Consider the following 12,361-nt stretch of genomic DNA (forward strand, 5'->3'; position numbering starts at 1 on the left):
CGGGCATCTTCAAGGTCCTGTCACCCAGTAGGACCTATCCCATGCTAGTTCTCAGCCGTGTAGCCCAAGAGTTGATCTCCATTGGCGACACCATTTCCGTGCGAATCCTGGCCGTCAGTGGCGACAGTGTGCGCATCGGAGTTGAAGCGCCGCGCAGTTTTACCGTCCATCGCAGCGAGATCTACGAGCGCATCCAGGACGAAAAAAAGACCGGGAAACACAAGTAACAGACGTTTCAGTCTAACAGATGCTTGGGCACATCGTGCTTGAGCATCAGTTGACATTGCTCGCTCTCCGGATCGAAAACGATCAGTGCCTGTCCCTTGCTCAGGGCCTGGCGAACCCGCAAGACCCGGGTTTCCAGCGGGGTGTCGTCGCCGTTGTCCGTGCCGTCGCGGGTCACGAAATCTTCGATCAAGCGGGTCAAGGTATCGACTTCAAGTTGGTCGTGGGGAATCAGCATAGCCACCTCGGTTGAACAATCGCGCGATGCTACGGCGATTGGCAGATGGCGGCTACCCTCGGTTTAGCGCAGGTTGCTCCATCGTCATCGCGAGCAGGCTTGCCCTCACACCAAAACCGTTTCCCGCACGGGGAAAATTCTGTGGGAGCGAGCCTGCTCTCGATCGGTCGTGCCGGCGCCGCAGATATCGGCTTAGCTATCGTTGCGCTGTCCCACCAGGCTATCCACCGATGGCACCCGGGTATCACTTTCCATCTGCGTGTCATGCTCGATCTGGTGACTGAACCGGTCCAGCGAACCCTTCGCTGGCTGTGCATCGCTGGCAAATACCGGCGGGCTGAGGATGTAGGCGCCGAGCAGGCGACTCAACGCGGCCAGGCTGTCTATGTGGGTACGCTCGTAGCCGTGAGTTGCATCGCAGCCGAAAGCGAGCAGGGCGGTGCGGATGTCATGCCCGGCGGTAACCGCCGAATGCGCATCGCTGAAGTAATAACGGAACAGATCGCGACGCACCGGTAATTCATTATCGCTGGCCAGGCGCAGCAAGTGCCGGGACAGGTGATAGTCATACGGCCCACCGGAATCCTGCATTGCCACACTCACGGCATGTTCGCTGGAATGCTGGCCCGGAGCTACGGGGGCTATATCAATGCCGACGAACTCACTGACGTCCCACGGCAACGCCGCTGCCGCGCCACTGCCGGTTTCCTCGGTGATGGTGAACAGGGGATGACAATCGATCATCAGCTCTTCGCCACTGTCGATAATCGCCTTCATGGCCGCCAGCAGCGCAGCCACGCCGGCCTTGTCATCCAGGTGACGGGCACTGATATGGCCGCTTTCGGTGAATTCGGGCAATGGATCGAAGGCCACGAAATCACCGACGCTGATCCCTAGCGAGTCACAGTCTGCACGAGTGGCGCAGTAGGCATCCAGACGCAACTCCACGTGATCCCAGCTGATCGGCATCTCGTCCACGGCCGTGTTGAAGGCGTGCCCGGAAGCCATCAGGGGCAATACACTGCCGCGAATCACGCCATTATCGGTGAACAGGCTGACCCGACTGCCCTCGGCAAAACGACTGGACCAGCAGCCAACTGGTGCCAGGGTCAGTCGACCGTTGTCCTTGACCGCGCGAACTGCCGCGCCAATGGTGTCCAGATGCGCCGAGACGGCGCGATCCGGGCTGTTTTTCTTGCCCTTGAGGGTCGCACGGATGGTCCCGCGCCGGGTCATTTCGAAGGGAATGCCCAGCTCTTCAAGACGCTCGGCGACGTAGCGCACGATGGTGTCGGTGAATCCTGTGGGGCTTGGAATGGCCAGCATCTCCAACAGGACTTTTTGCAGGTAGTTGAGATCCGGTTCCGGGATTCTACTGGTCATGGAAACTCCTGATGAGTTGAGTGCATCGATGGTTTCGATGAGGTTAAGAGTGGGAGGTGGTCAGGCCGTCATCGCGGGCAGGCTTTGCTCTCACAGCAGCCCGGCTCCCAGAGCCGGGCCTCACACACTCCCTGTGGGAACAGGCTGCCCGCGATGGCGTCAGTCCAGGCAGCATCTATCTATTGGGCAGCCGGCTGACTATGGGGAAACAGCAGATCCACAAAGCGTTCTGCCGTCGGTTGCGGTTCATGGTTGGCCAGCCCGGCGCGTTCATTGGCCTCGATAAATACGTATTCCGGCTGATCCGCCGCCGGCACCAGCAGGTCGAGCCCGACCATGGGAATGTCCAGCGCCCGGGCCGCCCGCACCGCAGCGTCGACCAGGGTCGGATGCAAGATGGGCGTGACATCCTCAAGGATGCCGCCGGTATGCAGATTCGCCGTGCGCCGCACGAACAGGTGCTCGCCGGCCGGTAAAACACTGCTGTAATCGTAACCGGCAGCCGCCAGGGTACGCTCGGTTTCGTGGTCGAGGGGGATCTTGCTCTCGCCGCCGGTGGCAGCCTGGCGCCGACGACTTTGAGCCTCGATCAGCGCGCCGACACTGTGCTGGCCATCACCGATCACTTCGGCCGGTCGGCGGATGGCCGCAGCCACCACTTCAAAACCGATTACCAGAATCCGCAGGTCCAAACCTTCGTGAAAACTCTCCAGAAGCACCCGGGTGTCAAACTGGCGAGCTGACTCAATGGCTTGCTGGACCTCTTCGATCGTCTGCAGGTCCACCGCTACCCCTCGGCCCTGTTCGCCGTCCAGCGGCTTGACCACTACGCGCTCATGCTCGTCGAGGAATGCCAGGTTGTCATCGGCATTGCCGGCAAGTTGCTGGGACGGCAATTTCAGCCCCGCCGCCTTGAGTACCTTGTGCGTCAGGCTTTTGTCCTGGCACAGACTCATGCTGATGGCGCTGGTCAGGTCGCTCAGGGACTCGCGGCAACGTACCCGCCGCCCGCCATGGCTGAGGGTGAACATCCCGGCTTCGGCGTCATCGACCAGTACATCAATACCCCGACGATGGGCCTCCTCGACAATGATCCGTGCGTAAGGGTTGAAGTTCGCCTCCGGCCCAGGCCCCAGGAACAGCGGCTGATTGATGCCATTCTTGCGTTTGATGGCAAAGGTCGAAAGGTTGCGAAAACCCAGCTTGGCGTAGAGGTTTTTGGCCTGGCGATTATCATGCAATACCGACAGGTCGAGGTAACTCAGCCCGCGACTCATGAAGTGTTCGATCAGGTGCCGGACCAGCACTTCTCCCACCCCCGGTCGGGAACAAAGGGGGTCGACGGCCAGGCACCACAGGCTGCTGCCGTTCTCTGGATCGTTGTAGGCCTTGTGATGGTTGAGCCCCATCACACTGCCGATGACCGCACCGCTGTCTTCATCCTCGGCCAGCCAGTACACCGGACCGCCGAGGTGACGCGGGGTCAGCAAACTGGCATCGATGGGCAGCATGTTGCGGGCCTGGTACAGCGTGTTGATCGCCTTCCAGTCCGCCTCACTTTGCGCCCGACGAATCCGGAAGCCGCGAAACACCCGCGTGGAGGGGCGATAGTCAGTGAACCACAGGCGCAAGGTGTCCGAAGGGTCGAGGAACAGTTGCGCCGGCTCAAGCCCCAACACCTGCTGGGGCGCGGCCACATACAGCGCGATATCCCGCTCGCCGGGTTTTTCGTTGAGCAGTTCCTGGGCAAGACTGGCAGGGTCAGCGAAGGTGTGGCCGATCAGCAATCGACCCCAACCGCAATGCAGCGCAATCGGGGCCGCGCTCGGTTCACTGCCATCCTCAGCCAAGCGTGCCTGCAAGCGCTCGTAGGTAGGCGCCTGACCGCGCAACAAGCGTTGGCTGTAAGCCGTGGCGTGGGGTTTCATCGATCAGATTCCTTGTTCGCTGAGCCACAGGTTCAAGGCCGCCAGTTGCCACAGCTTGGAGCCACGCAAGGGCGTCAGTTGACCTTGTGGATCAGTCAGCAGGCGGTCAAGCATGGCCGGGTTGAACAAGCCACGATCCTGGCTCGGATCCAGCAGCAGTTCGCGCACCCAATTGAGCGTATCGCCCTGTAGATGCTTGAGGCCGGGGACCGGAAAGTAACCTTTCTTGCGGTCGATCACTTCACTTGGAATGACCAGTCGCGCGGCTTCCTTGAGCACCTGCTTGCCGCCATCGGGCAGCTTGAATTTGCCCGGTACCCGTGCCGACAATTCCACCAGGCGGTAGTCCAGGAACGGCGTGCGGGCTTCCAGGCCCCAGGCCATGGTCATGTTGTCGACGCGCTTGACCGGGTCGTCCACCAGCATCACCGTGCTGTCCAGGCGCAAGGCTTTGTCCACAGCGGCATCGGCGCCAGGCTGGGCAAAATGTTCTTTCACGAAATCGCCAGCCGCGTCATTCGCCGTCAACCATTTGGGCTGCACGGTGGCGGCGTAATCTTCATAGCTGCGGTCGAAAAACGCTTCGCGGTAGGCAGCGTAAGGGTCGGCGGCGCCATCGACTTGCGGATACCAGTGGTAACCGGCGAACAGTTCGTCTGCACCCTGGCCGCTCTGTACCACCTTGCAGTGCTTGGCCACTTCACGGGACAGCAGGTAGAACGCAATGCAGTCATGGCTGACCATCGGCTCGCTCATGGCGCGGAACGCCGCCGGCAATTGCTCAATGATCTCTTTTTCGTCGATGCGTAACTGATGGTGCTGGGTGCCGTAGTGCCTGGCGATCAGGTCCGAGTATTGGAACTCGTCGCCGCGTTCGCCGCCGGCATCCTGGAAGCCGATGGAAAAGGTCGACAGGTTCTCCACCCCGACTTCGCGCAACAGTCCCACGAGCATGCTCGAATCCACTCCGCCGGAGAGCAAGACTCCGACGTCGACAGCAGCTCGTTGACGAATAGCCACCGCTTCACGGGTGCTGTCCAGCACGCGGTCGCGCCAGTCTTCCAGTGTCAGGTTCATTTCATCGGCACGGGGACCGTAGGGCAGGGTCCACCAGGTTTTCTGCTCGGTGCTGCCATCAGCTTCGACGCGCATCCAGGTCGCCGGCGGCAATTTCTCGATGCCTGCCAGCAAGGTGCGCGGAGCGGGAACCACGGCATGAAAATTCAGATAGTGATTGAGAGCCACCGGATCAAGGATCGGGTTGATGTCGCCGCCCTTGAGCAGTGCTGGCAAAGCCGAGGCAAAGCGCAGGCGCTGGCCGGTACGCGACAGGTAGAGCGGCTTCACGCCCAGACGGTCACGGGCAATGAAAAGGCGCTTGGTGTCGCGTTCCCAAATGGCAAACGCAAACATGCCGTTGAGCTTGGGTAGCAGTGCTTCGCCCCAGGCGTGATAGCCCTTGAGCAGCACTTCGGTGTCACCGCCGGAGTAGAACGCATAACCAAGGCTTTCAAGCTCGGTGCGCAACTCTGGAAAGTTGTAGATCGCGCCATTGAACGCCAGGGACAGGCCCAACTGATTGTCGACCATCGGCTGCGCCGAGCCGTCCGACAGGTCCATGATTTTCAGGCGGCGATGGCCCAGGGCAATCGGCCCTTGGCTGTGGAAGCCCCACGCGTCAGGTCCGCGGGGTGCCAGGTGATGGGTGATTCGTTCAACGGCTGCAAGGTCCGCAGGTTGATTGTCAAAGCGTAACTCGCCAGCTAATCCGCACATAAAGTCCTTACCGGTTTTTCCGTTGGGGAGGTTCAATCGATACCCGGCTAAAACAGCGGGCACTCAGAAACTGACCCGCTGCGATCCTGGGAGTTTTAGATCGATAAGGAATAAGGCGCTCGATGCCTGTGCGGTTGTGCCCCTGACCTCCGACCAGCGCCTGAAGGCGCTGGTGGAACACACCGCCGGCCTGGACAAGGCCCGAGTACTACAGCGGCCATGCCGCATTGGCTGGCGGCTGCGGGTCGGGATGGGGTGCAAACACTGGAAGAAGCGTTGCGGTAGTCTTTAGTCTTTCACGCCTTTGCGCGGATCAAGCGCCGCAAGACGAATCGATTGGGATGGCACGCCTCGGCGACGGCCCGGGGCAACGGCAGCGGTTCGTTGTCGAGCCAGGCCGCCAGCAGCTCGGCTGACAATGGGGCGGTGATCAAGCCCCGGGAACCGTGACCGCTGTTGACGTACACACCGTCCAGCCATGGGCAAGGGATGTCCGGCGTTTGCCGGGCATCTTTGCTCAGGACGCCATAGGCGTCGGTAAAGGCCTGGGTAGCGGCCAGCGGACCGACGATCGGCAGGTAATCCGGACTGGTACAGCGAAACGCGGCGCGACCTTCCAGGGCCTCTGGTTGCAAGGTGCCGGCACCCAGGCGGGCGACCAGATCGGCGGATATATCCTCGAGCATCTGCAAGTTGCCGGCATGCTCGGCTGCCGTGGGTGTCAGGTCGTCGTTGTTGAAATCGAAACTGGCGCCCAGGGTGTGTTCGCCCAGCCGCGCCGGTGCAACGTAGCCTTCGGCGCACACCACGGTGCTCAGGCTTTGGCTGTCAGCAGTTTGAGGCAGGCGGGTAATCTGGCCCCGAATACGCTTGAGCGGCAGGTCGCTGCTGAAGTCAAAACGCCTGACGTCGGCAGCGCCCGCCAGCACCACCACTGTCGCTTGGGCCAGCAATCTTTCCCCAGCCCACGCCTGCCATTGCCCTTTGTCACGGCGCAGTTGCACCACCTCGTGATGAGTCAGGACGTTGATATTGGGATGAGCCGCTTGCCAGGCGCACAGGGCTGGCGGATGCACCCAGCCGCCCTCTGGATAAAACAGGCCGCCGGATGGCAGCGCGATACCCGCGCGCCCCTCGGCGTGTTCGCGATCGAGCTCATGCAGCAGATCGTCGGGAAACGCTGCGGCCAAATGTGCCTGCCGGTCGGCTTCCTTGGCATTGAACGCCAGTTGCAGAACACCGCAATCGTCCCAGTCGACTCCCCGTTGCAGATGTTCGAGCAACCGCCGGGTGTGGCCAAATCCACTGACAATCAACTGTGACAACGCCGTGCCATGGGCCGAAAGCTTGAGGTACAACACGCCCTGGGGATTGCCCGACGCTTCCTGCGCCAGAGCCGTGTGACGCTCCAGCAGGCTCACGCGCCAACCCCTTGCCGCAAGGCTCGCAGCCGTGGCGCAACCGGCCAGACCGGCGCCAATCACCATGGCATGCCGCTCGCCAGTCAGTGGCAGCGGACGCGCGAACCACGGTTTGGTTACCGCCGGCGGCGCTGCCTCTTGCGGCCATCCGAGAAATACGCCCCGCAGGATTTCCCATTTGTGCCCGATGCCGGGCGTACGCTTCATCTTGAAGCCCGCCGCATTCAGCAGTCGGCGCACCCAACCGGTGCTGGTAAACGTACTGATGGTCGAGCCGGGCGCTGCCAGGCGGGCCAGTTCGGCGAACAGCTCGGCGGTCCACATGTCGGGATTTTTTGCCGGGGCGAAGCCGTCGAGAAACCAGGCGTCAACTTGGGCGTCCAGTTGCGGCAACTGTTCCAGGGCGTCGCCAATCAGCAACGTCAGGGTGACGCGGCCGTTGTCCAGCACCAGTCGCTGGAAGCCTTGATGGATGGCCACGTATTGCGCCAGCAGTTGATCGGCGAACGGCTTGAGCTCGGGCCACAATGCCAGTGCTCGCTGCAGGTCCGGCAGGGTCAGCGGGTATTTTTCGACGCTGACGAAATGCAACCGCACGCCAGGCACCGCCTGTGCCTCGAACAACTGCCAGGCACAGAGGAAGTTCAGGCCGGTGCCGAATCCGGTCTCCCCAATCACCAGGCGCTCACCGGCCTGCAGCGTGGCAAAGCGCTCACTCAAGGCATTTTGCTGGAGGAACACGTAACGGGTCTCATCCAGGCCCGACAGATCGGAAAAGTACACGTCGTCGAACACCCGCGAACGCGGAAGTCCCTGGTCGTCCCAGTCGAGCTGGGCGTGGGGTAATACGGGTTTCATGGCAGGCTCGGCATCGGCAAGGTGGCCATTCTAGCTGATCGTCGTGGCAATGCCTGATCCATGGCATCGGCAGCGGCCGATCAAACGATGAAAATGGATTTCTACTACGTGGGGGAGGTCAATCCGCTAGTCTTGCTCAATACGGGAAGGGAGCCATCCATGTTCGAATCTGCTGAAATCGGTCATTTCATCGATAAAGAAACCTACGACGCCGAAGTGCCGGCGCTGCGCGAAGCGTTGCTTGAAGCGCAATTTGAACTCCAGCAGCAGCAACGTTTTCCGGTCATCGTGCTGATCAACGGCATCGAAGGGGCCGGCAAGGGTGAGACGGTCAAGCTGCTCAACGAGTGGATGGACCCTCGACTGATCGAAGTGCGCACTTTTGATCAGCAAACCGACGAGGAGCTGGCCCGTCCGCCGGCCTGGCGCTACTGGCGAATGCTGCCAGCCAAGGGCCGCATGGGTATTTTCTTTGGCAACTGGTACAGCCAGATGCTTCAAGGGCGAGTCCATGGCGAGTTCAAGAATCCGCGGCTCGACCAGGGCATCAATGCCGCCGAGCGTCTGGAAAAGATGCTGTGCGACGAAGGCGCGCTGATCTTCAAGTTCTGGTTCCACCTGTCCAAGAAACAGATGAAGGCCCGCCTCAAGGCGCTGGCGGACGACCCCTTGCACAGCTGGCGCATCAGCCCGCTGGACTGGCAGCAATCGCAGACCTACGACAAGTTCGTCAAATACGGCGAGCGCGTCATGCGCCGCACCAGCCGTGACTATGCGCCCTGGCATGTGATCGAAGGCGTCGACCCGAACTATCGCAGCCTGGCGGTCGGGCGGATTCTGCTCGCCGGCCTGCAAGGTGCTCTCCAACGAGCATCCCTGCACCCGGAAAAAGTCAACGCCGCCCCACTGCCCATTAGCGTCGATCAGTTGAACCTGCTCGACAGCCTGGACTTGACCCTGCGCCTGGACAAGGACGATTACGAAGAACAGCTGATCACCGAACAGGCACGCTTCTCTGGCCTGATGCGGGATAAACGCATGCGCCGCCACGCGTTGATCGCCGTCTTCGAAGGCAATGATGCGGCGGGCAAGGGCGGGGCGATTCGCCGGGTGGCGGCGGCCCTGGATCCGCGTCAGTACAGCATCGTGCCGATTGCCGCGCCGACCGAAGAAGAGCGTGCGCAGCCGTACTTGTGGCGGTTTTGGCGGCACATCCCGGCCAAGGGCAAGTTCACCGTGTTTGATCGTTCGTGGTACGGGCGTGTGCTGGTGGAGCGCATCGAAGGCTTCTGCCCGCCGTCGGACTGGTTGCGCGCTTACAGCGAGATCAATGATTTCGAAGAGCAGATCGTCGATTCCGGCGTGATCGTGGTCAAGTTCTGGCTGGCCATCGACAAGCAGACTCAGCTGGAGCGTTTCCAGGCCCGTGAGGAGATACCCTTCAAGCGTTTCAAGATCACCGAAGACGACTGGCGCAACCGCGACAAGTGGGACGCCTATCGTGCTGCGGTAGGCGATATGGTGGATCGCACCAGCACCGATATCTCGCAATGGACGCTGGTGGAAGCCAATGACAAGCGCTGGGCGCGGGTCAAAGTGCTGCGCACTATTAACAGTGCTCTGGAAGCGGCGTTCGAAAAGTCCGACCGCAAGGACAAGAAACACAAGAAGTGAACCGATGGTTGCGCATACGCGAGGTGAATGATTGTCGCAGCCGGTTATGTGGTGGACTTATGCTCGGTCTACTCTCAACCGATAACAACAATGAGGTATGCCATGCGTGAAGTGGTGATCGTCGACAGCGTGCGGACCGGCCTGGCCAAATCCTTTCGCGGTAAGTTCAACCAGACTCGTCCTGACGACATGGCGGCGCATTGTGTCGACGCCTTGTTGGCGCGCTCGGGCATCGACCCGGCGAGCGTCGAGGACTGCATCGTCGGAGCTGGTTCCAACGAAGGCGCCCAAGGCTACAACATCGGCCGTAATGTGGCGGTGTTGTCGCGCCTGGGTACTGGCACTGCCGGCATGACCCTCAACCGCTTCTGCTCGTCGGGTTTGCAGGCGATCGCCATTGCTGCCAACCAGATCGCTTCGGGCTGCAGTGAGATCATTGTGGCTGGCGGCGTCGAGTCGATCAGCCTGACGATGAAGAGCGTCAATACCGACAACCTGATCAACCCGCTGCTCAAGGAGCAGGTCCCGGGCATCTACTTCCCCATGGGCCAGACTGCCGAGATCGTGGCGCGTCGCTATAACGTCAGCCGCGCAGAACAGGACCTGTATGCGCTGCAGAGCCAGCAGCGTACGGCGCAGGCCCAGGCCACCGGCTTGTTCGATGACGAAATCGTGCCGATGGCGGTGAAATACCGGGTCGAGGACAAGAACAGCGGCGAGGTGCAGATCCTCGACGGCATTGTCGATCGCGACGATTGCAACCGCCCGGACACCACGCTGGAAAGCCTGGCGGGCTTGAAACCGGTATTTGCCGAAGACGGCTCGGTGACTGCCGGCAACTCTTCGCAGTTGTCCGACGGTGCGTCGATGACGCTGGTGATGAGCCTGGAAAAAGCCCTGGAGCTGGGATTGAAGCCCAAGGCGTTCTTCCGCGGATTTACCGTGGCAGGTTGCGAACCGGATGAGATGGGGATCGGCCCGGTGTTTTCGGTGCCCAAACTGCTCAAGGCCAAAGGGTTGCAGGTGGCCGACATTGACCTGTGGGAACTCAACGAGGCGTTCGCTTCGCAATGCCTTTACAGCCGTAACCGCCTGCAAATCGATAACGAAAAATACAACGTCAACGGCGGCTCGATTTCCATTGGCCACCCGTTCGGCATGACCGGTTCGCGGCAAGTGGGGCATCTGGTGCGCGAGTTGCAGCGGCGTAATCTGCGCTATGGCGTGGTGACCATGTGCGTGGGCGGGGGCATGGGGGCTACCGGGCTGTTTGAAGCGGTGCGGTAATGACCTGTATTGGTGTGGAAACTGTGAAGTAGCCTCCGCGAGCAAGTCGAATAACCGCGCCGCCGCTCACACAGGTCTTGCGGCGGTGCGACGATTCGACTTGCTGGCGAATACCCGCGCCTGGGTCTAGCGTCGGTTACTCATCTTTTGCATCCGCTCGATATATTCCCGAATCCCACGCTCCGCCACCTGCGGATTTTCAAACGGCCCCTCCAGCGTGTTTTCCCGGGTACTGAAATACAACTCCCCGTTCACCCTGCATAGCCGGTCACTGCGAAAGTGCGTAGCGGGGGCGTTGTCCTGGGCGCGCATGCCGTACATGAAGGTTCTCCTGAAGGTGCTGTCCTATGGGTGGATCGAATCAGCTTATGTCTGAACCATTTGCCGTGCCCAACCAACCAACCGATCGACGGCATGCGACCTGCACAGTTGCATGCGCGGCACGTGGGCAACTGTGCCTGTGTACCATCAGTGCATGGGCCTAGAATGACCAACTCTTGCCGTCTGGCCTTGTTGAGGTACGCATGCACATTTCATCCGGTCGCTGGGCCTACGGCCTGTTCCTGGCCTTGCTGACCGCGCTGTTGTGGGGAATCCTGCCGATCAAGCTCAAGCAGGTGCTGCAGGTGATGGACCCGGTCACGGTGACCTGGTTTCGCCTGATGGTGTCCGGCAGCTGCCTGTTCATCTACCTGGCGGCCACCAGGCGCCTGCCCAGTCGCAAGGTCCTCGGCCCGCGCGGTGGCTGGCTGGTGGTGATGGCGGTGCTGGGGCTGGTCGGCAACTACGTGTTGTACCTGATGGGCCTGAACCTGCTGAGCCCCGGTACGGCACAACTGGTGGTACAGATGGGTCCGATCATGTTGCTGATCGCCAGTCTGTTTGTGTTCAAGGAGCGTTTCAGCGTCGGGCAGGGGATTGGGCTGCTGGTGCTGCTGATCGGCTTCGTGCTGTTCTTCAACCAGCGCCTGAGTGAGTTGCTGACTTCCCTGAGCGACTACACCGCCGGCGTGTTGCTGGTCCTGCTGGCTTCCACGGTCTGGACCTTCTATGCCTTGGGGCAGAAGCAACTGCTGACGGTATGGAATTCGCTGCAAGTGATGATGGTGATCTACCTGTTCTGCGGGTTGCTGCTGACCCCCTGGGTGCATCCGCTGGAAGTGCTGCAACTGAGCCCGCTGCAGGGCTGGCTGCTGCTGGCGTGCTGCATGAACACTTTGATTGCCTACGGTGCATTCGCCGAGGCGCTGGCCCACTGGGAGGCTTCCCGGGTGAGTGCGACGCTGGCGATCACGCCGCTGGTGACTTTCGCTGCGGTGGCTGTGGCCGCATGGCTCTGGCCGGCGTACGTGCATGCCGAGACAATCAATGGCCTGGGCTATGGCGGGGCCGTGCTGGTGGTGTTGGGCTCGGCGCTGGTAGCGCTGGGGCCTTCATTGATTGCCGGACTGAGGGCGCGGCGGGCGCGGTTGGCGGCCAGTTAGACCGCGTCATCGTTCATCGCGGGCAAGCCGCGCTCCCACAGGTTTTTTGCTAGCACACAGGTTCTGTGCTTAAACACAGACCTGTGG

General features: G+C 61.1%; 11 protein-coding genes. 5 read left to right on the forward strand and 6 right to left on the reverse strand.

Annotated features, from left to right (window positions below):
• Positions 1-41 precede the first annotated feature (41 nt).
• Complete coding sequence (csrA, locus tag AAEZ05_RS07380; RefSeq protein ID WP_045061684.1) at positions 42-227, forward strand: carbon storage regulator CsrA; 186 nt, start codon at positions 42-44, stop codon at positions 225-227.
• An 8-nt stretch (positions 228-235) separates the two neighbouring features.
• On the opposite strand, the gene AAEZ05_RS07385 is transcribed toward csrA, so the two are convergent.
• The 4 genes from AAEZ05_RS07385 to AAEZ05_RS07400 all read right to left on the reverse strand — a co-directional run bounded on the left by AAEZ05_RS07385 (position 236) and on the right by AAEZ05_RS07400 (position 5,550).
• Complete coding sequence (locus tag AAEZ05_RS07385; protein ID WP_350646874.1) at positions 236-463, reverse strand: YheU family protein; 228 nt, start codon at positions 461-463, stop codon at positions 236-238.
• A gap of 192 nt (positions 464-655) precedes the next feature.
• Complete coding sequence (locus AAEZ05_RS07390; protein ID WP_045061683.1) at positions 656-1,846, reverse strand: osmoprotectant NAGGN system M42 family peptidase; 1,191 nt, start codon at positions 1,844-1,846, stop codon at positions 656-658.
• Positions 1,847-2,025: 179 nt separating this feature from the next.
• Positions 2,026-3,774 (reverse strand): N-acetylglutaminylglutamine synthetase, encoded by a 1,749-nt coding sequence (gene ngg / locus AAEZ05_RS07395; protein ID WP_350646875.1) that lies wholly within the window; start codon positions 3,772-3,774, stop codon positions 2,026-2,028.
• 3 nt (positions 3,775-3,777) lie between these two features.
• A complete protein-coding gene (locus AAEZ05_RS07400) occupies positions 3,778-5,550 on the reverse strand; it encodes an N-acetylglutaminylglutamine amidotransferase (protein WP_045061681.1) in 1,773 nt (590 codons plus the stop codon).
• Positions 5,551-5,686: 136 nt separating this feature from the next.
• Between AAEZ05_RS07400 and AAEZ05_RS07405 the strand changes: the two genes are divergently transcribed.
• Complete coding sequence (locus AAEZ05_RS07405; protein ID WP_160298070.1) at positions 5,687-5,842, forward strand: hypothetical protein; 156 nt, start codon at positions 5,687-5,689, stop codon at positions 5,840-5,842.
• A gap of 4 nt (positions 5,843-5,846) precedes the next feature.
• Here AAEZ05_RS07405 and mnmC read toward each other — a convergent pair whose 3' ends face one another.
• Entirely contained in the window at positions 5,847-7,829 is a 1,983-nt protein-coding gene (gene mnmC, locus AAEZ05_RS07410) for a bifunctional tRNA (5-methylaminomethyl-2-thiouridine)(34)-methyltransferase MnmC2/FAD-dependent 5-carboxymethylaminomethyl-2-thiouridine(34) oxidoreductase MnmC1 (RefSeq protein ID WP_045061680.1), read from the reverse strand.
• Positions 7,830-7,988: 159 nt separating this feature from the next.
• Between mnmC and pap the strand changes: the two genes are divergently transcribed.
• Both pap and AAEZ05_RS07420 read left to right on the forward strand, forming a co-directional pair.
• Positions 7,989-9,503: a polyphosphate:AMP phosphotransferase gene (gene pap, locus AAEZ05_RS07415; protein WP_350646876.1), complete on the forward strand. Its 1,515-nt coding sequence runs from the start codon at positions 7,989-7,991 to the stop codon at positions 9,501-9,503.
• A gap of 102 nt (positions 9,504-9,605) precedes the next feature.
• Positions 9,606-10,790, forward strand: a complete 1,185-nt coding sequence (locus AAEZ05_RS07420) for a thiolase family protein (RefSeq protein WP_350601344.1) — start codon at positions 9,606-9,608, stop codon at positions 10,788-10,790.
• A gap of 126 nt (positions 10,791-10,916) precedes the next feature.
• Here AAEZ05_RS07420 and AAEZ05_RS07425 read toward each other — a convergent pair whose 3' ends face one another.
• Positions 10,917-11,111: a DUF6316 family protein gene (locus AAEZ05_RS07425; protein WP_045061677.1), complete on the reverse strand. Its 195-nt coding sequence runs from the start codon at positions 11,109-11,111 to the stop codon at positions 10,917-10,919.
• 203 nt (positions 11,112-11,314) lie between these two features.
• On the opposite strand from AAEZ05_RS07425, the gene AAEZ05_RS07430 reads away from it, so the two are divergent.
• The gene (locus AAEZ05_RS07430; protein ID WP_045061676.1) at positions 11,315-12,274 is read left to right on the forward strand and encodes a DMT family transporter; all 960 of its coding nucleotides are present in this window, start codon (positions 11,315-11,317) and stop codon (positions 12,272-12,274) included.
• Positions 12,275-12,361: the final 87 nt, after the last annotated feature.

This window comes from Pseudomonas sp. HY13-MNA-CIBAN-0226 (genome assembly GCF_040310305.1).
GTDB lineage: Bacteria > Pseudomonadota > Gammaproteobacteria > Pseudomonadales > Pseudomonadaceae > Aquipseudomonas > Aquipseudomonas gregormendelii.